The organism is Pseudomonas sp. GW821-FHT09C10 (assembly GCF_059418085.1).
The window spans coordinates 16,787-38,316 of the sequence record NZ_JBWKPE010000004.1 but is presented as its reverse complement, the minus strand read 5'-3'; the positions used below and the strand labels follow the sequence as shown (position 1 = coordinate 38,316).

At 60.0% G+C, this 21,530-nt stretch carries 19 protein-coding genes; 16 read left to right on the top strand and 3 right to left on the bottom strand.

The features are described from left to right. Nucleotides 1-113 precede the first annotated feature (113 nt). The 9 genes from argA (at nucleotide 114) to AC07OT_RS09410 (ending at nucleotide 9,333) form a co-directional block, all read left to right on the top strand. Nucleotides 114-1,415, top strand: coding sequence for an amino-acid N-acetyltransferase (gene argA, locus AC07OT_RS09450; RefSeq protein WP_027608393.1), 1,302 nt, complete (start codon nucleotides 114-116; stop codon nucleotides 1,413-1,415). Between the two features lie 596 nt (nucleotides 1,416-2,011). Beyond that, on the top strand, nucleotides 2,012-3,418 hold the full coding sequence (locus AC07OT_RS09445; RefSeq protein WP_495107948.1) for an OprD family porin: 1,407 nt from the start codon (nucleotides 2,012-2,014) through the stop codon (nucleotides 3,416-3,418). 291 nt (nucleotides 3,419-3,709) lie between these two features. Beyond that, a complete protein-coding gene (locus tag AC07OT_RS09440) occupies nucleotides 3,710-4,348 on the top strand; it encodes a peroxiredoxin (RefSeq protein WP_027608395.1) in 639 nt (212 codons plus the stop codon). Between the two features lie 304 nt (nucleotides 4,349-4,652). Further along, nucleotides 4,653-5,246, top strand: coding sequence for an NADPH-dependent FMN reductase (ssuE, locus tag AC07OT_RS09435; RefSeq protein WP_027608396.1), 594 nt, complete (start codon nucleotides 4,653-4,655; stop codon nucleotides 5,244-5,246). A 99-nt stretch (nucleotides 5,247-5,345) separates the two neighbouring features. Further along, complete coding sequence (locus AC07OT_RS09430) at nucleotides 5,346-6,314, top strand: sulfonate ABC transporter substrate-binding protein (RefSeq protein WP_495107947.1); 969 nt, start codon at nucleotides 5,346-5,348, stop codon at nucleotides 6,312-6,314. Between the two features lie 25 nt (nucleotides 6,315-6,339). Beyond that, nucleotides 6,340-7,488 (top strand): FMNH2-dependent alkanesulfonate monooxygenase, encoded by a 1,149-nt coding sequence (gene ssuD / locus AC07OT_RS09425; protein ID WP_027608398.1) that lies wholly within the window; start codon nucleotides 6,340-6,342, stop codon nucleotides 7,486-7,488. 9 nt (nucleotides 7,489-7,497) lie between these two features. Next, nucleotides 7,498-8,286 carry an aliphatic sulfonate ABC transporter permease SsuC gene (ssuC, locus tag AC07OT_RS09420; protein ID WP_027608399.1) on the top strand — a complete coding sequence of 263 codons (789 nt, stop codon included), beginning with the start codon at nucleotides 7,498-7,500 and terminating at the stop codon, nucleotides 8,284-8,286. After that, nucleotides 8,283-9,089 carry an aliphatic sulfonates ABC transporter ATP-binding protein gene (gene ssuB / locus AC07OT_RS09415; protein ID WP_495107946.1) on the top strand — a complete coding sequence of 269 codons (807 nt, stop codon included), beginning with the start codon at nucleotides 8,283-8,285 and terminating at the stop codon, nucleotides 9,087-9,089. The genes ssuC and ssuB overlap by 4 nt, the downstream gene beginning before the upstream one ends. Before the next feature lie 28 nt (nucleotides 9,090-9,117). Continuing rightward, entirely contained in the window at nucleotides 9,118-9,333 is a 216-nt protein-coding gene (locus AC07OT_RS09410; protein WP_003176783.1) for a TOBE domain-containing protein, read from the top strand. Between the two features lie 136 nt (nucleotides 9,334-9,469). Here the strand turns inward: AC07OT_RS09410 and AC07OT_RS09405 are convergent, their stop codons facing one another. Next, the gene (locus tag AC07OT_RS09405; RefSeq protein WP_495107945.1) at nucleotides 9,470-10,099 is read right to left on the bottom strand and encodes a TetR/AcrR family transcriptional regulator; all 630 of its coding nucleotides are present in this window, start codon (nucleotides 10,097-10,099) and stop codon (nucleotides 9,470-9,472) included. Between the two features lie 215 nt (nucleotides 10,100-10,314). After that, nucleotides 10,315-11,691 (bottom strand): glutamine synthetase family protein, encoded by a 1,377-nt coding sequence (locus AC07OT_RS09400; RefSeq protein WP_003213894.1) that lies wholly within the window; start codon nucleotides 11,689-11,691, stop codon nucleotides 10,315-10,317. A 597-nt stretch (nucleotides 11,692-12,288) separates the two neighbouring features. Between AC07OT_RS09400 and AC07OT_RS09395 the strand changes: the two genes are divergently transcribed. From AC07OT_RS09395 to AC07OT_RS09365, 7 genes are all read left to right on the top strand, one after another. Then, nucleotides 12,289-13,647 (top strand): glutamine synthetase family protein, encoded by a 1,359-nt coding sequence (locus tag AC07OT_RS09395; protein WP_003176780.1) that lies wholly within the window; start codon nucleotides 12,289-12,291, stop codon nucleotides 13,645-13,647. 58 nt (nucleotides 13,648-13,705) lie between these two features. After that, nucleotides 13,706-15,070, top strand: a complete 1,365-nt coding sequence (locus tag AC07OT_RS09390) for an aspartate aminotransferase family protein (RefSeq protein ID WP_495107944.1) — start codon at nucleotides 13,706-13,708, stop codon at nucleotides 15,068-15,070. 181 nt (nucleotides 15,071-15,251) lie between these two features. Then, a complete protein-coding gene (locus AC07OT_RS09385) occupies nucleotides 15,252-16,346 on the top strand; it encodes a polyamine ABC transporter substrate-binding protein (RefSeq protein WP_065938252.1) in 1,095 nt (364 codons plus the stop codon). Between the two features lie 154 nt (nucleotides 16,347-16,500). Further along, nucleotides 16,501-17,595: a polyamine ABC transporter substrate-binding protein gene (locus tag AC07OT_RS09380; RefSeq protein ID WP_027608404.1), complete on the top strand. Its 1,095-nt coding sequence runs from the start codon at nucleotides 16,501-16,503 to the stop codon at nucleotides 17,593-17,595. Nucleotides 17,596-17,661: 66 nt separating this feature from the next. Then, nucleotides 17,662-18,804 (top strand): ABC transporter ATP-binding protein, encoded by a 1,143-nt coding sequence (locus tag AC07OT_RS09375; protein WP_027608405.1) that lies wholly within the window; start codon nucleotides 17,662-17,664, stop codon nucleotides 18,802-18,804. After that, complete coding sequence (locus AC07OT_RS09370; protein ID WP_027608406.1) at nucleotides 18,801-19,721, top strand: ABC transporter permease subunit; 921 nt, start codon at nucleotides 18,801-18,803, stop codon at nucleotides 19,719-19,721. The genes AC07OT_RS09375 and AC07OT_RS09370 overlap by 4 nt, the downstream gene beginning before the upstream one ends. Further along, on the top strand, nucleotides 19,718-20,602 hold the full coding sequence (locus AC07OT_RS09365) for an ABC transporter permease subunit (protein ID WP_015886412.1): 885 nt from the start codon (nucleotides 19,718-19,720) through the stop codon (nucleotides 20,600-20,602). The genes AC07OT_RS09370 and AC07OT_RS09365 overlap by 4 nt, the downstream gene beginning before the upstream one ends. Nucleotides 20,603-20,728: 126 nt before the next feature. Here the strand turns inward: AC07OT_RS09365 and AC07OT_RS09360 are convergent, their stop codons facing one another. After that, complete coding sequence (locus AC07OT_RS09360; protein WP_495107943.1) at nucleotides 20,729-21,367, bottom strand: HD domain-containing protein; 639 nt, start codon at nucleotides 21,365-21,367, stop codon at nucleotides 20,729-20,731. Nucleotides 21,368-21,530 lie beyond the last annotated feature (163 nt).

Below are 21,530 nucleotides of genomic sequence, written 5' to 3'. Positions count from 1 at the left end.
ACATAAGGAGAGCGAGCGTGTCGCCAAGCCTGTTCCGACGATAACCATCAGCCCGCTGTGCGTTTTCACGACTCATCCTTTTTCGGCTGCTTTTTATTACAGGCCCAGGTTCCATGCCCGACTACGTTAATTGGCTTCGTCACGCTTCGCCCTACATCAACGCCCACCGCGACTGCACCTTTGTGGTCATGTTGCCCGGCGACGGCGTGGATCATCCGAACTTCGGCAATATCGTCCACGACCTGGTGCTGCTCCACAGCCTGGGCGTGCGTCTGGTGCTGGTGCATGGTTCGCGCCCACAGATCGAAGCGCGCCTTGAAGCGCGCGGCCTGGTCCCGACTTACCATGAAGGCATGCGCATCACCGATGCCGCGACGCTGGAGTGTGTGATCGACGCGGTCGGCCACCTGCGTATCGCCATCGAAGCGCGCTTGTCGATGGACATGGCCTCGTCGCCGATGCAGGGCTCGCGCCTGCGGGTGGCCAGCGGCAACCTGGTGACGGCACGGCCTATCGGTGTGCTTGAAGGCGTGGATTACCACCACACCGGCGAAGTGCGCCGGGTCGACCGCAAGGGCATCAATCGCCTGCTGGATGAGCGCTCCATTGTGCTGCTGTCGCCCCTGGGCTATTCGCCTACGGGGGAGATCTTCAACCTGGCCTGCGAAGACGTCGCCACCCGCGCCGCCATCGACCTGGGGGCGGACAAACTGCTGCTGTTCGGCGCTGATCTCGGCCTGATCGATGAAAATGGCCGCCTGGTCCGCGAATTGCGCCCGCAACAAGTACCGGCACACCTGCAGCGCCTGGGCAGCAGCAACTACCAGTCCGAATTGCTCGATGCGGCTGCCGAGGCCTGTCGCGGCGGGGTAGGGCGCAGCCACATCGTCAGCTACGCCGAAGACGGCGCCTTGCTCACCGAACTGTTCACCCGCGATGGCGGCGGCACGTTGGTGGCCCAGGAGCAATTCGAACGGGTGCGCGAGGCGGCGATTGAAGACGTCGGCGGCTTGCTCGACCTGATCAGCCCGCTGGAAGAACAGGGCATCCTGGTGCGCCGTTCGCGGGAAGTGCTCGAGCGTGAGATCGAGCAGTTCAGCGTGGTGGAGCGCGAAGGCATGATCATCGCGTGTGCGGCGTTGTATCAGATCGCCGATTCGGACGCGGGTGAACTGGCTTGCCTGGCGGTGAACCCGGAGTACCGCCATGGCGGGCGGGGTGATGAGCTGCTGGAGCGTATCGAAACCCGCGCGCGGGCCCAGGGGTTGAAGACGCTGTTCGTGCTTACCACGCGGACTGCCCACTGGTTCCGTGAGCGCGGCTTTGTGCCGAGCAGCGTGGATCGCCTGCCATCGGCACGGGCCTCGCTGTACAACTATCAGCGCAACTCGAAGATTTTCGAGAAGGCCTTGTAGAACCCTACCCCCAAGTCACCGGGCAGGCTCGTGCAAGAGCCTGCCGTCACGCACGACTAAAGTTTAAGCATTCTTGATCTGACGCCGATAACAGGTGGGCGGCTATGGATAGAGTGTGGAAGCTCGCTAATAGCTGAATCGTCGAATGGGCGGCTTGGACAGCAAAAGAAACGATTAGTGACACAAAAACTGTAACAAATTGACGGGAGGATGTGCCTTTGGCCATGATGGCGTCGCCTTTTTGATCGTGGGTGACGTATGCAACAGCGCGGCCACACTAATCGATCTAAAAAAGCTCTAACAAATACCCTTTAGGAATTAGCTAGTGTGGCGGGTGGTCTATGCTGGCCTGTCCGCGTCACGGAAAGTCTTATTCCTGAATCGTATGAAAAAGAATGAAATAATTCTTTTTGGGTGTATGAAAAACTCATTACCCTGCAGGGACCAAATCAACGGTGGTTAGACGAAGGTAGTAGACACACAAGGTTACGATTGACTTGTCAGTCACTATCCGGTGCTAATCGCGCATCTGTGGATCGAGGGCGTCAGACCCGAGACCAAAGAAATACAAAAATTAGAAACGAGAGGAGCGGTACATGAAGAAGTCCACCTTGGCACTGTCTGTAGCTTTGGGCGTAATCGCTCAGCAAGCAGGCGCTGCCGGTTTCATCGAAGACAGCAAGGCCACACTGGGTCTGCGTAACTTCTACATCAACACTGATAACCGTGACGACGCTACTAAAGCGGCCGGCGCGCAGAACAAGCAAGAAGAATGGGGCCAGGCATTCGACCTGCGTTTCATCTCCGGTTACACCCAAGGCACCGTGGGCTTCGGTATTGACGCCATCGGCCTGCTGGGCGTGCGTCTGGATTCGGGCGGCGGTACCAACGGCGCCAGCGGCAAGACTGCTACCAACTACGGTTCTTACGGCGGCACGGTTTTCCCGAGCAAGTCCAACGGCGAAGCAGTTGATAACTACTCCAGCCTGGGCCTGACCGCCAAAGCCAAGATCTCCCAGACCGAACTGAAATTGGGCACGCTGCAACCTAAGTTGCCAGTTATCGTGACCAACGACGGTCGTTTGCTGCCACAGACTTTCCAAGGTGGCCAGATCACTTCTGGCGACATCAAGGACCTGACACTGGTTGCCGGCCAGATCGAAAAGGCCAAAGGTCGTAACTCCAGCAACGTTGAAAACCTGTCCATCGCAGGTGCCAACGGTCGTACGGCCTCTGGTCGCGACAGCAACAAGTTCTACTACGCGGGTGGTGACTACAAAATCACCAAAGACCTGACTGCCCAGTACTACTACGGCAACCTGGATCAGTTCTACAAGCAACACTTCCTGGGCCTGCTGCACAACTGGGCCATCGGTCCTGGCGTGTTGAAAACCGACCTGCGCTACTTCAACAGCCGTGCTGATGGTAACAACAGCAACGACGCCAACTACTTCACCAGCGGTGACTACGGCACTAACGCCGCAGGTAACAACATCACCAAAGGTAAAGTCGACAACAACCTGTACAGCGGTCTGTTCCTGTACTCGGTGGCGGGTCACACCTTCGGTGGTGGTTACCAGGTCAGCAACGGCGACAGTGACTTCCCATGGTTGAACCAAGGCGACGGTTCGTCGGCTTACCTGACCACTGACTCGCAGATCTCCAAGTTTGCCCGCGCTGGCGAACGTACTTGGCAGGCTCGCTACGCTTACGACTTCGCCAAGGTTGGCGTACCCGGGTTGACCGCTGGTGTGGTTTACCTGCGTGGTGACAACATCGACACCCGTGGCGCCGTCGGCGCTACCACACCGCAACGGACTGTAAACTCCAACGGCGCGAACGAGTGGGAACGTGACATCACTGTTGCCTACGTCGTACCAGAAGGCCCGCTGAAGAACGTTGGCGTGGCTTGGAAAAACGCCACGTGGCGCAACGACATCGCTGGCCAGCGTAATCAGGACGAAAACCGCCTGATCGTCAGCTACTCGCTGCCACTGTTCTAGTCGCGTGAAGCTGTTGTAAGACCGTAAAACCTTGCCCGGCGCACGCCGGGCAAGGTGTCTTGCCTTTCAAGTCGGGCTAAACCCCCGCAAGCCCTTCCTGAACCCCTCTTTGTACAGCGTCTCTAGGCCTTCTCGAACCTTGGAAACGATGTTGCGCCTCGCCCTTTCCCGCGTCCAATGAACAGATTTTTAATATTCCTTTATCGTCTAGATAAATCGATATTTATTCTTTTTAAATAATCCGTAATCCATGCACAGTGGGCTCCATAAGCACTCACCAGGAGCCACACCATGAGCCTAAGACTGGGCGATATCGCCCCCGACTTCGAACAGGATTCCAGCGCCGGCAAGATTCGTTTCCACGAATGGCTGGGCGACAGCTGGGGTGTGTTGTTTTCCCACCCGGCGGACTTCACCCCGGTGTGCACCACGGAGCTGGGCTTCACCGCCAAGCTCAAGGACGAGTTCGCCAAGCGCGGCGTCAAGGCCATCGCCCTGTCGGTGGACCCGGTGGATTCGCACCACAAGTGGATCGAAGACATCAACGAAACCCAGGCCACCGTCGTCAACTTCCCGATCCTGGCTGACGCCGACCGCAAGGTTTCGGACCTCTACGACCTGATCCACCCGAATGCCAGTGACACCCTCACCGTGCGTTCCTTGTTCGTGATCGACCCGAACAAGAAGATCCGCCTGACCATCACCTACCCGGCCAGCACCGGCCGTAACTTCCACGAAATCCTGCGGGTCATCGACTCGCTGCAACTGACCGACAACTACAAAGTCGCCACCCCCGCCAACTGGCAGGACGGTGATGAAGTGGTGATCGTGCCGTCGCTCAAGGATGAGGAAGAGATCAAGAAGCGCTTTCCGAAGGGCTATCGGGCGGTGAAGCCCTACCTGCGGCTTACTCCACAACCCAATCGTTGACGCGGATATCGTCATCGGAGACAAGCCCACTCCCACAGCTGACGGTATTCCCCTGTGGGAGGGGGCTTGCCCCCGATGGCGTCGGTCAATGCACCGCCTTTTAAACTGAATCACAGCAGGGGTTTTCAGGCCGTTTCTACGGCCTTTTTTTTCGCCTGGGGACCTACAAATCTCATATGCATTTAAAGAATAAACAAATGAAAAAATAAGATTTATAGATATATAAATCTGCTGATAAGGTCTGTTCCATCTTGGCGCCATCGCCACACAGCGAACCGCCGGCACTTGCTCAAGGAATTCCTGCATGTTGGTCGTAACACTTGGAGGCAGTCCCAGCCAGCGTTCCCGCTCCGGGGTCTTGCTGGAAAAAACCCGTCAGTGGTTGCAAGACAAAGGCGTTGAAGTGGTGAGTTACCAGATACGGGACTTCCCGGCTGAAGACTTGCTGCATGCACGCTTCGACAGCCCCAAGGTCATCGACCTGCTGCAACAGGTGGCTAACGCGGATGGCCTGGTGATCGCCACGCCGGTGTACAAGGCGTCGTTCTCCGGGGCGTTGAAAACCGTGCTCGACCTGCTGCCGGAGCGCGCCCTGGCCCACAAGGTTGTGCTGCCGATGGCGACCGGCGGCAGCATCGCTCACATGCTGGCGGTGGATTACGCCTTGAAGCCGGTATTGTCGGCCCTCAAAGCCCAGGAGCTGCTCCACGGCATCTTTGCCGAAGACAGCCAGATCGCCTACGGCGAAGGCAGTGCCCAGGCGCAACTGGTACCGGTCCTCGAACACCGTTTGCACGAGGCCCTGGAGACGCTTTACGGCGCCATGGCCCGTCGTCCGAAACCGCTGGACCCGCATGTGTTGAATGAACGTTTGTTGAGTGCTCGCTGGAGCATTTAAGTCAGCCTCACCGCTATATAGATGTACTCACCTTACTCAGCCGCCAACGGCCAAGCAGGTGCAGCCAACCCCCTCATCGCACTATTTGGAGAGAGCGCCATGCGCACTGTCATCTTGCGTCGTGGTCTGGTCGCACTGTTTGCTGCGGCTGTGTCCTTCGGCGCCATTGTTCAGGTTCAAGCCGCCGAGACCCTGCGGATCGGTTACCAGAAATACGGCACCCTGGTGCTGCTCAAGGCCAAGGGCACCCTGGAAAAACGCCTGGCCGCCCAAGGTGTGCAGGTGCAATGGACCGAGTTTCCCGGCGGTCCGCAACTGCTCGAAGGCCTGAACGTGGGTTCCATCGACTTCGGTGTCACCGGCGAAACCCCGCCGGTCTTCGCCCAGGCCGCCGGTGCCGACCTGCTCTACGTGGCCTACGAGCCGCCGGCGCCCACCAGTGAAGCGATCCTGGTGCCGAAAGACTCGACGATCAAATCGGTGGCCGAGCTCAAGGGCAAGAAAGTCGTGCTCAACAAAGGCTCCAACGTGCACTACCTGCTGGTGCGTGCCCTGGAAGACGCCGGCCTGAAATACACCGACGTGCAGACCGTGTTCCTGCCGCCCGCCGATGCCCGTGCCGCCTTCGAGCGTGGCAGCGTGGATGCGTGGGTGATCTGGGACCCGTACCAGGCCGCCGCCGAGAAACAACTGCAAGCGCGTACCTTGCGTGACGGCACCGGCATCGCCGACAACCACCAGTTCTACCTGGCCACCAAGCCGTACGCCGAAAAGCATCCGGAAGTGGTCAAGGCGCTGATCGAAGAAGTGCGCGCGGTGGGCGAGTGGTCCAAGGCCAACCCCCAGGAAGTGACCGAGCAAGTCGCGCCGCTGCTGGGCCTGCCGGCCGACATCACCCTGACCTCGGTGAAACGCCAGGGCTACGGTGCGCTGTTCCTGACCCCGGAAGTGGTGGCGGCCCAGCAGAAAATCGCCGACAGCTTCTACCAACTCAAATTGATCCCCAAGCCCTTGAGCATCAAGGACGTGATCTGGACGCCACCGGCTGCCGTGGCTAAAGCACCGTAATCCGATTTCTTCAGGAGACAACTCCATGAGCCTCACTATTTTCTGGTTCCTGCCTACCCACGGCGACGGCCATTACCTTGGCACCGCCGAAGGCGCTCGCGCCGTTGATCACGGTTATCTGCAGCAAGTGGCCCAGGCAGCTGACCGCCTGGGATTCGGCGGGGTGCTGATCCCCACTGGTCGTTCCTGCGAAGACTCGTGGTTGGTGGCCGCCTCGCTGATCCCGGTGACCCAGCGTTTGAAATTCCTTGTCGCGCTGCGCCCCGGGATCATTTCCCCGACGGTGGCGGCGCGCCAGGCCGCGACCCTGGACCGCCTGTCCGGTGGCCGTGCGTTGTTCAACCTGGTGACCGGTGGTGACCCGGAAGAGCTGGCCGGCGATGGCTTGTTCCTCAGTCACGAGGAGCGCTATCAGGCTTCGGTGGAATTCACCCGCATCTGGCGTCGTGTGCTGGAAGGTGAAACCGTGGATTACGACGGCGAGCACATCAGCGTCAAAGGCGCCAAGTTGCTCTACCCGCCGATCCAGCAACCGCGCCCGCCGCTGTACTTCGGCGGATCCTCCGAAGCGGCCCAGGACCTGGCCGCCGAACAGGTGGAGATGGTGCTGACCTGGGGCGAGCCACCGGCCGCCGTCGCCGAGAAGATCGAGCAGGTGCGGGCCAAGGCGGCGAAACTCGGGCGCACCGTGCGCTTCGGCATTCGTCTGCATGTGATCGTGCGCGAAACCAACGAAGAAGCCTGGAAAGCCGCCGACAAACTGATCTCCCATCTCGACGACGACACCATCGCCCGTGCCCAGGCTTCCCTGGCGCGCTTCGATTCCGTCGGCCAGCAGCGCATGGCGGCCTTGCATGGCGGTAACCGCGACAACCTGGAAGTCAGCCCCAACCTGTGGGCCGGCGTCGGCCTGGTGCGTGGCGGTGCGGGCACCGCGCTGGTGGGCGATGGCCCGACGGTTGCGGAGCGGGTCAAGGAGTACGCAGCGCTGGGCATCGACACCTTTATCTTCTCCGGTTATCCACACCTGGAAGAATCGTATCGGGTCGCCGAGCTGCTGTTCCCGCACCTGGATATCGAACGTCCCGAGCTGCCGAAAAGCGCCGGTTACGTAAGCCCGTTCGGCGAAATGGTCGCCAACGACATCCTTCCCAAAGCTGCGTCACAGAGCTGAGGCGGCGCCATGAACCTGGAAAAATTGAGCCATCGCGTGGCGCCCTGGGTGCTGCCGATTCTATTGCTGGCGGTGTGGCAGTTGTCGGTGTCGGCGGGTTGGTTGTCGACACGCATCCTGCCGGCGCCCAGCGCGGTGATTGAGGCTGGGGTCAACCTGGTGCGCAGCGGCGAAATCTGGACGCACCTGGCTATCAGTGGCTGGCGTGCCGGCCTGGGCTTTGTGATCGGTGGCAGCATCGGCCTGGCGCTGGGGTTTATCACCGGCCTGTCGACGTGGGGCGAACGCCTGCTGGACAGCTCGGTGCAGATGATCCGCAACGTGCCGCACCTGGCGCTGATTCCGCTGGTGATCCTGTGGTTCGGCATCGACGAGACCGCGAAGATTTTCCTCGTGGCCCTCGGCACGCTGTTTCCGATCTACCTCAACACTTACCACGGCATCCGCAACGTCGACCCGGCGCTGGTGGAAATGTCGCGCAGCTACGGCTTGTCCGGTTTCAGCCTGTTCTGGCAAGTGATCCTGCCGGGTGCGCTGCCGTCGATCCTGGTGGGTGTGCGCTTTGCCCTGGGCTTTATGTGGCTGACGCTGATCGTGGCGGAAACCATCTCTGCCAGCTCCGGCATTGGTTACCTGGCGATGAACGCCCGCGAATTCCTGCAAACCGACGTGGTGGTGTTGGCCATCGTGATGTACGCCATCCTCGGCAAGCTGGCCGACCTTGCCGCTCGCGGTCTGGAGCGTGTATGGCTGCGCTGGCACCCGGCGTATCAAGTCAATAAAGGAGGTGCGGCATGACGGCTCAACAACCTCCGCGCCTGCTGAAGGGGATTCCCCTGGCGGTGCGCAAATTGCGCAAGGCCTTCGGCGCGCGGGAAGTGCTCAAGGAAATCGACCTGCACATTCCGGCGGGCCAGTTCGTGGCCGTGGTCGGTCGCAGTGGCTGCGGTAAAAGTACGTTGCTGCGCCTGTTGGCCGGCCTGGACAAAGCCAGCGGCGGCGAGCTGCTGGCCGGTTCGGCGCCGCTGAGCGAGGCGATTGAAGACACGCGCTTGATGTTCCAGGAAGCGCGCCTGCTGCCGTGGAAAAAGATCATCGACAACGTCGGCCTGGGCCTCAAAGGCAACTGGCGCCCTAGAGCCTTGGAAGCCCTGGAAGCGGTCGGCCTGGCCGAGCGTGCCAATGAGTGGCCGGCGGCCTTGTCCGGTGGCCAGAAGCAGCGTGTGGCCCTGGCCCGCGCCTTGATTCACCAGCCGCGCCTGTTGCTGCTCGACGAACCGCTGGGCGCCCTGGACGCCCTGACCCGTATCGAGATGCAGCAACTGATCGAAAACCTCTGGCAAAAACACGGCTTCACCGTGTTGCTGGTGACCCATGACGTCAGCGAAGCCGTGGCCATTGCCGACCGGGTGATCCTGATCGAAGACGGCGAAATCGGCCTCGACCTGATGGTCGATCTGCCGCGCCCACGGGCCCGAGGCTCACATCGCCTGGCCGCACTGGAAGCGCAAGTACTTAACCGTGTGCTGTCGTTGCCCGGCACGCCGCCGGAACCCGAACCTGTTTCACCGCTGCCTACGCAATTGCGTTGGGCTCAATAACTCACTTGTCCTACGAAGGAAGTACACCATGACTATTAAAGCCATCAACGTGCGTAACCAGTTCAAAGGCACCATCAAGGAAATCGTCGTCGGCGACGTGCTGTCGGAAATCGACGTGCAGACCGCGTCCGGTATCGTCACGTCCGTGATCACCACCCGCTCGGTCAAAGAGCTGGAGCTGGTGATTGGCAGCGAAGTGATTGCCTTTGTGAAATCCACCGAGGTGTCGATTGCCAAGTTGTGATTTGCGTCGTTCTTGAGGCCGTCATCGGGGGCAAGTCGAATCGTCGCACCGCCCCTCCCACATTCTGAATGTGTTCACAAATCAAACTGTGGGAGGGGGCTTGCCCCCGATGAGGCCAGTCCGGCCAGCACAAAACTCAGCGCTTAGGCAGATACGCCGGCAAATACAGCCCCACATACGCATCAAACACCCGCATCCCTTCCTCCGCCATACGCGGCGTAATCAGCCCATGCTGATGCACCGAGCGCGCATACACGCGATCACTCAATTCCAACGCCAGCGCAAACACATCCACATCGGTTGGCAAGCTCGGCACTTCAAAGTGGCGGTCGAACACTTCCAGCATCAAATCCCCCAGCTCCAGATCATGCTGACGGTCCGCCTGGGTCACTTCGGTCAGCCCGTGCTGGGCCAGGATCAACTGGCGCGCGGCGGCGTCGTTGCTGTAGATGGTCAGCATGCGCTGTTCGACGATGTAGGACAGGTCGCGCCAATGCTTGAGTGAATCATGCTCGATGGGGGCCTGGATGGCGCAGCGGAAGGCTGCATGTATATCGGCGGTCAGTGCCTCCAGCAGCGCCGGCACACTGGCGAAAAAGTGATACACCGACGACGGCGGAATCTGCGCGCGCTCGGCCACGCTGTATATCGACAAACTCGCCACGCCTTCGGCGGCCAGCAAGGTGCGGGCGGCATCGAGAATCGCGTCGATCCGTGCCTGGCTGCGGGCGCGGGGTTTGCGAGGGGCGGCGGGGAGGGTGGGCATGGAAGTCTCCTACAGGGCAGCGGGCATTGTACGCAGAGCCTGGGGATGATCCATACCGCTTGTTGGGGTGAGCGGGCTTGCCCCGCGCTGGGCGGCGAAGCGGCCCCCATAAAAAACGCCGAGTTCCTTCAGAAAGAACTCGGCGTCTGTGTTTGGGGCTGCTACGCAGCCCAGCGCGGGGCAAGCCCGCTCACCACAGTCAATGCAGCCGTCGTTTAGACGGTATGCAGGTACCAGTTGTACTCAAGGTCGGAGATGGAGTGTTCGAACTCTTCCAGCTCACTTTCCTTACAGGCCACGAAGATATCGATGTATTTAGGATCGATGTACTTGGCCATCACCTCGCTGTCGTCCAACTCGCGCAGGGCATCGCGCAGGTTGTTCGGCAGGCTCTGTTCGTTCTGCTCGTAGCTGTTGCCTTCCACGGGGGCGCCCGGCTCGATCTTGTTGGTCAGACCGTGGTGCACGCCTGCCAGGACCGAAGCCATCAGCAGGTAAGGGTTGGCGTCGGCACCGGCCACACGGTGTTCGATACGTACGGCGTCGGACGAGCCGGTCGGTACGCGAATCGCCACGGTGCGGTTGTCCAGGCCCCAGCACGGCGAGTTCGGCACGTAGAACTGTGCGCCGAAACGACGGTAGGAGTTGACGTTAGGGCACAGGAACGCCATTTGGGCGGGTAGGGTCTCGAGCACACCGCCGATCGCGTGACGCAATGCGGCGTTCTGCTCGGGATCCTCGCTGGCAAAGATGTTCTTGCCGTCCTTGTCCAGGATCGAGATGTGTACGTGCAAACCGTTGCCTGCCTGGCCTGGGTAAGGCTTGGCCATGAAGGTGGTGTCCATCTCATGGTCGTAGGCGATGTTCTTGATCAGGCGCTTGAGCAGCACTGCGTAGTCGCAGGCCTTGATCGGGTCGGCCACGTGGTGCAGGTTCACTTCGAACTGCGCCGGGGCACTTTCCTTGACGATGGCGTCGGCCGGGATGCCTTGCTCTTTGGCACCTTCCAGGATGTCCTGGAGGCAATCGACGTATTCGTCGAGGTCGTCGATCAGGTAGACCTGTGTCGAGTGCGGGCGTTTGCCGGAGATCGGCGAGCGGGGCGGTTGTGGGCGGCCGTTCACGTTCTCCTGGTCGATCAGGTAGAACTCAAGCTCGAAGGCGGCGCAGATGGTCAGACCAAGGTCGTCAAACTTGCTTACAACTTGGCGGAGCACTTCGCGCGGATCGGCGAAGAAAGGTTCACCTTCAAGTTCGTGCATGGTCATCAGCAGTTGCGCGGTAGGGCGCTTTTGCCAGGGTTCATTGCACAGGGTGTCAGGGATCGGATAACAGATTCGGTCAGCATCACCGATGTCCAGGCCCAGGCCGGTGCTTTCCACCGTCGAGCCATTGATATCCAGGGCAAATAAAGAGGCAGGCAGGTTAATGCCCTTCTCGTAAACCTTGTGGAGGCTGGTGCGTTCGATGCGCTTACCGCGCACCACACCATTCATATCCGCAATTAGAAGGTCTACGTACAGAACCTCAGGATGATCCTTAAGGAACGCGTTCGCTTCGTTAAGCTGAACGGCACGCGGGGGTACCGACATGATGCAACACCTTTGTTGTTAAAAATATCAATCATTGATCTTTTCTGGTTTCAGTCAACCCGAACGGCATGCCGAAGTCAAGCGAGGCCTTTTTTGCCCTAAAAAAGCGCCGTGACCGCACTTTTGGGGCTTTTTGGGGCGGTTTTTTCGGTTTGACCGGCTTGGGACTCGCAGGCTTGAGCGGGCCGTGTTGTATTTTTTACGGGGGTGTTGTGTAAAAAAATGAACAAGGCTAAGCTCGATTCAAACCCATAACAGCAATAATACCGGGGTGCTTCATGTCTCGCCTGCCGCCAATCGGCGTCTCAGCCTGCTTCAGCCAGGCTTTGTCCGCAGTCCGTTCGTCCCGCGTGAATGCCCACGCACCGGCCAATATTCTTGACGGCCCATCCGCTCTCTTTTTTGCCTCCTCGACTGCCAGTTACCGGCTCCCCTCTGCGCGGCCGCTCATGATTCTGCACGACTTTGGCTTGAGGAATGCAACGCTGCAGCAAATGGCAGGTAAGCTCCTACCCTGAACGAAAAAACGACGCGGATGCTGCGTCAACCAACGCCTGGCCTTTAATGGATGCCAGGAAACCCAGCCCAGAGGCATTTATGAGTAACAACCTCGACCAGCTCACCGATTGGTTGAAAGACCACAAGATCACAGAAGTCGAATGCATGATTGGCGACCTGACCGGTATCACCCGGGGCAAGATCTCGCCGACCAACAAGTTCATCGCCGAAAAAGGCATGCGCCTGCCCGAGAGCGTTCTGTTGCAGACCGTGACCGGCGACTATGTCGAAGACGACATCTATTACGAATTGCTCGACCCGGCAGACATCGACATGATCTGCCGCCCCGACCAGAACGCGGTGTTCCTGGTGCCCTGGGCCATCGAGCCGACCGCCCAGGTGATCCACGACACCTACGACAAGCAAGGCAACCCGATCGAGCTGTCGCCGCGCAACGTGCTCAAGAAAGTCCTCAAGCTCTACGCCGACAAAGGCTGGCAGCCCATCGTGGCGCCGGAGATGGAGTTCTACCTGACCAAGCGCTGCGAAGACCCGGACTTCCCGCTGCAACCGCCGATCGGTCGGTCCGGGCGCCCGGAGACCGGCCGCCAGTCCTTCTCTATAGAAGCCGCCAACGAATTCGACCCGCTGTTCGAAGACGTCTACGACTGGTGCGAGCTGCAGGAGCTGGACCTCGACACCCTGATCCATGAAGACGGCACGGCGCAGATGGAAATCAACTTCCGTCACGGCGATGCCCTGTCCCTGGCCGACCAGATCCTGGTGTTCAAGCGCACCATGCGTGAAGCCGCGCTCAAGCACGACGTGGCGGCCACCTTCATGGCCAAGCCGATGACCGGCGAGCCCGGCAGCGCCATGCACCTGCACCAGAGCATCATCGACATCGCCACCGGCAAGAACGTCTTCTCCAATGAAGACGGGACCATGAGCCAACTGTTCCTCAACCACATTGGCGGCCTGCAGAAGTTCATCCCTGAATTGCTGCCGCTGTTTGCCCCCAACGTGAACTCGTTCCGCCGCTTCCTGCCCGACACCTCGGCGCCGGTGAACGTGGAGTGGGGCGAAGAAAACCGCACCGTCGGCCTGCGCGTGCCGGATGCCGGCCCGCAGAACCGTCGCGTCGAAAACCGCCTGCCGGGCGCCGACGCCAACCCGTACCTGGCGATTGCCGCCAGCCTGCTGTGTGGCTACATCGGCATGGTCGAAGGCCATAACCCGAGCGCCCCGGTGGTGGGGCGTGGTTACGAGCGCCGCAACCTGCGCCTGCCGTTGACCATCGAAGACGCCCTGGAACGCATGGAAAACAGCAAGACCATCGAGAAATACCTGGGTCAGAAATTCATCACAGGCTACGTCGCGGTCAAGCGGGCCGAGCATGAAAACTTCAAGCGCGTGATCAGTTCGTGGGAGCGGGAATTCCTGCTCTTCGCCGTCTGATGCGCCGGGCGCACGGGGCAACCCGTGCGCCCTTCACTGAAAAGTCTAGGAGATTGGTATGTCCAGCAACAACCCGCAAACCCGTGAATGGCAAGCCTTGAGCAGTGATCACCACCTGGCGCCGTTCAGCGACTTCAAGCAATTGAAAGAGAAAGGCCCACGGATCATCACCAAAGCCCACGGCGTGTACCTGTGGGACAGCGAAGGCAACAAGATCCTCGACGGCATGGCCGGCCTGTGGTGCGTGGCGATCGGTTACGGTCGCGATGAACTGGCCGACGCCGCCGCCAGGCAGATGAAAGAACTGCCGTACTACAACCTGTTCTTCCAGACCGCTCACCCGCCGGTGCTGGAGCTGGCCAAGGCGATTGCCGACATCGCGCCTGCCGGCATGAACCACGTGTTCTTCACCGGTTCCGGCTCCGAAGGCAACGACACCATGTTGCGCATGGTCCGCCACTATTGGGCGATCAAGGGCCAGCCGAACAAGAAAACCATCATCAGCCGCAAGAATGGCTACCACGGCTCCACCGTGGCTGGCGCCAGCCTGGGCGGCATGACCTATATGCATGAGCAGGGCGACTTGCCGATCCCGGGCATCGTCCATATCGCCCAGCCGTACTGGTTCGGCGAAGGCGGCGACATGAGCCCCGAAGAGTTCGGGATCTGGGCCGCCAACCAACTGGAAGAGAAGATCCTCGAGCTGGGCGTGGACAATGTCGGTGCTTTTATTGCCGAGCCGATCCAGGGCGCCGGTGGTGTGATCGTGCCGCCGGACAGCTACTGGCCGCGCATCAAGGAAATCCTCGCCAAGTACGACATCCTGTTTGTGGCCGACGAAGTGATCTGCGGTTTCGGCCGTACCGGTGAGTGGTTCGGTAGCGATTTCTACGACCTCAAGCCCCACATGATGACCATCGCCAAGGGCCTGACCTCGGGCTACATCCCCATGGGCGGCCTGATCGTGCGCGACGACGTGGTGGCCGTGCTCAACGAAGGCGGTGATTTCAACCACGGCTTCACCTACTCCGGTCACCCGGTGGCGGCGGCCGTGGCCCTGGAAAACATCCGCATCATGCGCGATGAAACAATCGTTAACCGCGTTCACGACGAAACGGCACCGTATTTGCAGAAACGTCTGCGGGAGTTGGCGGATCACCCGTTGGTGGGTGAAGTGCGCGGTGTCGGCATGCTTGGTGCAATTGAGCTGGTTCAGGACAAGGCGACGCGCAAGCGTTACGAGGGCCGGGGTGTCGGCATGATCTGCCGAACCTTCTGCTTCGAGAATGGCCTGATCATGCGCGCCGTGGGCGACACCATGATCATTTCGCCGCCTCTGGTGATCAGCAAGGCTGAAATCGACGAGCTGGTGACCAAGGCTCGTCAGTGCCTGGACCTGACTTTGGCGGCATTGCAGGGCTAAGTGCTAGGCTCAGTGCGCAGCGCACCGGGCAGTTATAAATGCAGGGGCTTTGGTTGAAAGCCGGCCCCTGAACTTGCCAGACTGTCGCCCTGTTTTGCTGCCCTCTGGAAGGGTCGCTGAACATAAAAGAACGTGGCCCAAAAAAGAAAAATTGGAGCATCACCAAATGAAGGCATTAGGTTTGAAGAACGCTGGCAAGACCCTCCTCGCCTTGTCCCTGATGGGCGCAATGGCGGGCGCGGTCCAGGCCGACGATAAAGTGCTGCACGTCTACAACTGGTCCGACTACATTGCACCGGACACCATCGCCAACTTTGAAAAAGAGTCGGGCATTAAAGTGGTGTACGACGTTTTTGACAGCAACGAGACACTCGAAGCCAAGTTGCTGGCAGGCAAGTCCGGCTACGACATCGTCGTACCTTCGAACAACTTCCTCGCCAAGCAGATCAAGGCCGGTGTCTACCAGGAGCTGGACAAGTCCAAGCTGCCCAACTACGGCAACCTGAACACCTCCCTGCTTAAAGCCGTGTCGGTCAGCGACCCGGACAACAAGCACGCTTTCCCGTACATGTGGGGTTCGATCGGCATCGGCTACAACCCGGACAAGGTCAAGGCCGCGCTGGGCGTGGACAAGATCGATTCGTGGGACGTGCTGCTCAAGCCGGAAAACATCGCCAAGCTCAAAAGCTGCGGCGTGAGCTTCCTCGACTCGCCGACCGAAATGCTGCCGGTCGCGCTGCATTACCTGGGCCTGCCAACCGACAGCCAGAAGAAGGCCGACCTCAAGCAAGCCGAAGACCTGTTCCTGAAAATCCGTCCTTCGATTGGCTACTTCCACTCGTCCAAGTACATCTCCGACCTGGCCAACGGCAACATCTGCGTAGCCGTGGGTTACTCGGGGGACATCCAGCAGGCCAAGTCCCGCGCGGCTGAAGCCGGTGGCAAGGTCAAGGTGGCCTACGACATTCCGAAAGAAGGTGCCGGTAGCTTCTTCGACATGGTCGCCATCCCTAAAGATGCCGAAAACGTCGACGCCGCCTATAAGTTCATGAACTACCTGCTCAAGCCGGAAGTCATGGCTTCGATCACCAACAGCGTGCGTTTCCCGAACGGTAACGAGAAGGCCACCGCACTGGTCGACAAAGACATCACCAGCGACCCGGGCATCTACCCACCAGCGGATGTGCAAGCCAAGCTCTACGCCATTGCGGACTTGCCGGCTGCGACCCAGCGTGAAATGACACGCAGCTGGACCAAGATCAAATCCGGTAAATAAACCGGCCTTCATTAACCACCGCGCGCCCCGCGGTGGTTAATGAAACAAATAAATGACAGAAAGTTTTGCCGGATCGGTTTATCGAGGGTAAGTTGCGCGCCGGTTTTGTTGCCGGGCAACAACTTTGGGCCCAACTATTTAAGAGGACCTCCACTTGCCAATTTCTTTGTTTCGCCAAGCCTTGCTGGTAGGTGCAGGTCTCACGCTGGCTGTCAGCGTGCAGGCCGCACCGACCGTGCATATTTATAACTGGTCGGATTACATCGGTCCCGACACCCTGGCCAACTTCGAAAAGGCCACCGGCATCAAACCCGTGTATGACGTGTTTGATTCCAACGAAACCCTGGAAGGCAAGTTACTGGCCGGGCGTACCGGCTATGACGTGGTAGTGCCGTCCAACCACTTCCTCGGCAAGCAGATCAAGGCCGGGGCGTTCCAGAAACTCGATAAGTCGCTGCTGACTCATTACGCCAACCTGGACCCTGTGCTGCTCAAGCGCCTGGAGAAGAACGACCCGGGCAACCAGTACGCCGTGCCGTACCTGTGGGGTACCAACGGCATCGGTTACAACGTCGACAAAGTGAAGGAAGTGCTGGGTGTCGACAAGATCGACTCCTGGGCCGTGCTGTTCGAACCGGAAAACATGAAGAAGCTGGCCACCTGTGGTGTGTCGTTCATGGACTCGGCGGATGAAATGCTGCCGGCGGTGCTCAACTATATGGGCCTGGACCCTAACAGCACCAACCCTGAAGACTACAAGAAGGCCGAGGAAAAGCTGCTCAAAGTGCGGCCCTACGTGACCTACTTCCATTCTTCCAAATACATCTCCGACCTGGCCAACGGCAACATCTGCGTGGCCGCCGGGTTCTCCGGCGATGTGTTCCAGGCCAAGGCTCGCGCAAGCGAAGCGGGCAAAGGCGTGAACATCGCCTACGCAATTCCGAAGGAAGGCGGCAACCTGTGGTTTGACGTGCTGGCGATCCCCAAGGACGCCACCAACATCAAGGAAGCCCACGCCTTCATCAACTATTTACTGCAATCTGAGGTGATCGCCCAGGTCAGTGACACCGTCGGTTACGCCAACCCTAACCCAGGGGCGGACAAACTGATGGAGCAATCGATACGCACCGACGAAGCGGTTTACCCACCGCAGGCGGTTCTCGACCGGACATTCGTCAACTTCGAGCTACCCCCGAAAGTGCAACGTTTAATGACCCGTAGCTGGACCAAGGTCAAGACGGGCAAGTAAGGCTCAAACTATCCAAGGTTCGCCCGCCTCGGGCGAACTGCACTCTTTTTTTTGGGAGTTTCGTAAATGGCAGTTGCCTCCGGCGCCTATAAGAAAGCCCTCGAGGGCGACCAGACACCGAAAAAGGTGCTGGTCAAAATCGACCGGGTCACGAAGAAGTTCGACGAGACGATTGCCGTGGACGATGTGTCCCTGGAAATCAAGAAAGGCGAGATCTTCGCCTTGCTCGGCGGTTCGGGTTCGGGCAAGTCCACCCTGCTGCGCATGCTCGCAGGCTTCGAGCGCCCGACAGAAGGTCGGATTTACCTCGACGGCGTGGACATCACCGATATGCCGCCCTACGAGCGGCCGATCAACATGATGTTCCAGTCCTACGCCTTGTTCCCCCACATGACCGTGGCGCAGAACATCGCGTTCGGCCTGCAACAGGACAAGATCCCCAAGGCCGAAGTCGATGCCCGCGTGGCTGAAATGCTCAAGCTGGTCCAGATGAGCCAGTACGCCAAGCGCAAGCCGCACCAGTTGTCCGGTGGCCAGCGTCAGCGGGTGGCGCTGGCCCGCTCACTGGCCAAGCGCCCGAAACTGCTGCTGCTCGATGAGCCCATGGGCGCCCTCGACAAGAAGCTGCGCTCGCAGATGCAGCTGGAACTGGTGGAGATCATCGAGCGCGTCGGCGTGACCTGCGTGATGGTGACGCACGACCAGGAAGAGGCCATGACCATGGCCGAGCGCATCGCGATCATGCACCTGGGCTGGATCGCCCAGATCGGCAGCCCGATCGACATCTACGAGACGCCGACCAGCCGCCTGGTGTGCGAATTCATCGGTAACGTCAACATCTTCGACACCCAGGTGGTGGATGACGCCGAAGGTCACGCGGTGCTCAAGTGCCCGGACCTGGACCGCGACATCTACGTGGGCTACGGCATCGCCACCTCGGTGGAAGACAAGTCGGTGACCTATGCCATCCGCCCGGAAAAACTGCTGGTCACCACCGAAATGCCGACCTGCGAGCACAACTGGTCCAGCGGCAAGGTGCACGACATCGCTTACCTGGGCGGCCACTCGGTGTTCTACGTCGAGCTGCCCAGCGGCAAGCTGGTGCAGTCCTTCGTCGCCAACGCCGAACGCCGTGGCCAGCGCCCAACCTGGGGTGACCAGGTGTACGTGTGGTGGGAAGACGATAGCGGCGTGGTACTGCGCACATGAACATGAAGAAGCTCAAGCGGCGCTTGCACCGCATCGTCCCCAGCGGCAAGCAGGTGGTCATCGGGATTCCGTTCCTGTGGCTGTTCCTGTTTTTCGCCCTGCCGTTTTTCATCGTCCTGAAAATCAGCTTCGCCGAAGCCGACGTGGCGATTCCGCCGTACACCGAGATCTACACCTACGTCGAGCAGAAGCTGCAGGTGGTGCTGAACCTGGCCAACTACAGTCTGCTGGCAGGTGATGAGCTGTACATCGCGGCGTACCTGGGCTCGCTGAAGATGGCGTTCTTCAGCACGCTGCTGTGCCTGCTGATCGGCTACCCGATGGCCTATGCCATTGCCACCGCGCGCAAAGAGATGCAGACCGTGCTGGTGCTGCTGATCATGATGCCGACCTGGACCGCGATCCTGATCCGCGTGTATGCGTGGATGGGCATCCTCAGCAACAACGGCCTGCTCAATGGCTTCCTGATGTCCATGGGGTTGATCAACGAACCGCTGCAGATCCTCAACACCAACATCGCGGTGTATATCGGCGTGGTCTATTCGTACCTGCCGTTCATGATCCTGCCGCTGTACGCCAACCTGGTGAAGCATGACCAGAGCCTGCTGGAAGCCGCATCGGACCTGGGTTCGAGCACCTTCAACAGCTTCTGGAAAATCACCGTGCCGCTGTCCAAGAACGGCATCATCGCCGGCTGCATGCTGGTGTTTATCCCGGTGGTGGGCGAGTTCGTGATCCCGGAACTGCTCGGCGGCCCGGAAACCCTGATGATCGGTAAAGTGTTGTGGCAAGAATTCTTCAACAACCGTGACTGGCCGGTGGCGTCTGCCCTGGCGGTGGTGATGCTGGCGATCCTGATCGTGCCCATCATTCTGTTTAACCGCAGCCAAGCCAAAGAGATGGAGGGCAAGATATGAAGCGCGTCAGTTTCTCAAGCTTCATGCTGGTGGCGGGGTTGTTGTTCATCTACCTGCCGATGCTGATCCTGGTGATCTACTCGTTCAACGAATCCAAGCTGGTGACGGTGTGGGGCGGTTGGTCGATCAAGTGGTACGTGGGCCTGTTGGACAATACCCAGTTGATGGGCTCGGTGGCACGTTCCCTGGAAATCGCCTGCTACACGGCGGTGGCCGCCGTGGCCCTGGGTACGTTGGCGGCGTTTGTGCTCACGCGCATCAGCCAGTTCAAGGGCCGCACGCTGTTCGGCGGCCTGGTGACCGCGCCGTTGGTGATGCCGGAAGTGATCACCGGTCTGTCGCTGCTGCTGCTGTTCGTGGCCATGGCGCAGATGATCGGCTGGCCCCAGGAGCGTGGCATCGTCACCATCTGGATCGCCCACACCACGTTCTGTGCCGCTTATGTGGCGGTGGTGGTATCGGCGCGCCTGCGTGAGCTGGACCTGTCGATCGAAGAAGCGGCGATGGACCTGGGGGCGCGGCCGTGGAAGGTGTTCTTCCTGATCACCATCCCGATGATCGCGCCGTCGCTGGCGGCGGGCGGCATGATGTCGTTCGCACTGTCCCTGGATGACCTGGTACTGGCCAGCTTCGTCTCGGGGCCGGGTTCGACGACGTTGCCGATGGAAGTGTTCTCGGCGGTACGCCTGGGGGTTAAACCCGAAATCAACGCCGTGGCCAGCCTGATTCTGCTGGCAGTGTCGCTGGTGACCTTCCTGGTGTGGTTCTTCAGCCGACGTGCCGAAGAGATGCGCAAGAAAGCGATCCAGCAGGCGATTGAAGAAGCCGCCGCCGATGGCTGGCAGCAGCCGGACAAGCGTCGGGCTCCAGCGCCGGTCTAAAGGCCTGCAGGGTCCAAATGTGGGAGGGGGCTTGCTCCCGATGGCGGTGGGTCAGTCAATAGATGCAGTGACTGACACTCAGCAATCGGGGGCAAGCCCCACAGTTTTGACCGCATTCCAGATTGGCTATGCAGCCCACGGCGACTTGCGAATCACCTCGACAAAATTCATCGGCTTGAACCCCGGTTCCTGATCCACCAGCACATCGGTCTTCACGTTGCCGAACGTGGTCTGCGGGCGATGGCGCAAGCCGTCGGCAAACGCGCAGATGATGCACTCCTTGAACCCTTCACCGCGTGGATGCGCATGCACCACGGCTTCGCGCTGCACGCTGCTGAACGCGGCGTAGTCCATGCCCAGCACGTCCATTTCCACACCGGCGGTCACCAGTGCCACGGTCGGGCGCAGGTGCTGCGGCACGCCCGGCGTGGTGTGCAGGGCGATAGACAGCCACACCTGTTCGATATCGTCGTCGCTCAGCCCGTAAGGCTTGAGGAAGGCCGCGGCGGCGTTGGCGCCGTCCACTTCGAAGCGCTGGTCATCACTGCGATGGCCTGCCACCAGGCCCAGGTCATGGAACATGGCGCCGACGTAGAGCAGTTCCGGGTTGTAGGTCAGTTGCTTGCGCTCACCGCTCAATGCGCCGAACAGGAACACCCGGCGGGAGTGGTGGTAGAGCAGGTCGGATTCGATGTCGCGGATGTAGTCGGTGGTGGCCCTGGCCAGGGCGCTGTCCGGGATCTTGATACCGGCGATGGTGGTCATGGTGGTTCTCCTCTGGAAAGCCTCCAGTCTGGTCGCGTGCCCGCTAAGCGGCCATGGTCACGAGGGTGCGATCCCGGCCAATCTGCCGCGACATCGTGCCAAGGCAAAATCAGCTAGGGTGTAGCCGGCGATATCACTCTCGAAGCCTGGGAAAATCCCACGG

Bases quoted from the DNA above. Each gene is read 5' to 3' on its own strand.
- argA (WP_027608393.1), top strand. From the start codon at position 114: ATGCCCGACTACGTTAATTGGCTTCGTCACGCTTCGCCCTACATCAAC.
- AC07OT_RS09445 (WP_495107948.1), top strand. From the start codon at position 2,012: ATGAAGAAGTCCACCTTGGCACTGTCTGTAGCTTTGGGCGTAATCGCT.
- AC07OT_RS09440 (WP_027608395.1), top strand. From the start codon at position 3,710: ATGAGCCTAAGACTGGGCGATATCGCCCCCGACTTCGAACAGGATTCC.
- ssuE (WP_027608396.1), top strand. From the start codon at position 4,653: ATGTTGGTCGTAACACTTGGAGGCAGTCCCAGCCAGCGTTCCCGCTCC.
- AC07OT_RS09430 (WP_495107947.1), top strand. From the start codon at position 5,346: ATGCGCACTGTCATCTTGCGTCGTGGTCTGGTCGCACTGTTTGCTGCG.
- ssuD (WP_027608398.1), top strand. From the start codon at position 6,340: ATGAGCCTCACTATTTTCTGGTTCCTGCCTACCCACGGCGACGGCCAT.
- ssuC (WP_027608399.1), top strand. From the start codon at position 7,498: ATGAACCTGGAAAAATTGAGCCATCGCGTGGCGCCCTGGGTGCTGCCG.
- ssuB (WP_495107946.1), top strand. From the start codon at position 8,283: ATGACGGCTCAACAACCTCCGCGCCTGCTGAAGGGGATTCCCCTGGCG.
- AC07OT_RS09410 (WP_003176783.1), top strand. From the start codon at position 9,118: ATGACTATTAAAGCCATCAACGTGCGTAACCAGTTCAAAGGCACCATC.
- AC07OT_RS09405 (WP_495107945.1), bottom strand. From the start codon at position 10,099: ATGCCCACCCTCCCCGCCGCCCCTCGCAAACCCCGCGCCCGCAGCCAG.
- AC07OT_RS09400 (WP_003213894.1), bottom strand. From the start codon at position 11,691: ATGTCGGTACCCCCGCGTGCCGTTCAGCTTAACGAAGCGAACGCGTTC.
- AC07OT_RS09395 (WP_003176780.1), top strand. From the start codon at position 12,289: ATGAGTAACAACCTCGACCAGCTCACCGATTGGTTGAAAGACCACAAG.
- AC07OT_RS09390 (WP_495107944.1), top strand. From the start codon at position 13,706: ATGTCCAGCAACAACCCGCAAACCCGTGAATGGCAAGCCTTGAGCAGT.
- AC07OT_RS09375 (WP_027608405.1), top strand. From the start codon at position 17,662: ATGGCAGTTGCCTCCGGCGCCTATAAGAAAGCCCTCGAGGGCGACCAG.
- AC07OT_RS09370 (WP_027608406.1), top strand. From the start codon at position 18,801: ATGAACATGAAGAAGCTCAAGCGGCGCTTGCACCGCATCGTCCCCAGC.
- AC07OT_RS09365 (WP_015886412.1), top strand. From the start codon at position 19,718: ATGAAGCGCGTCAGTTTCTCAAGCTTCATGCTGGTGGCGGGGTTGTTG.
- AC07OT_RS09360 (WP_495107943.1), bottom strand. From the start codon at position 21,367: ATGACCACCATCGCCGGTATCAAGATCCCGGACAGCGCCCTGGCCAGG.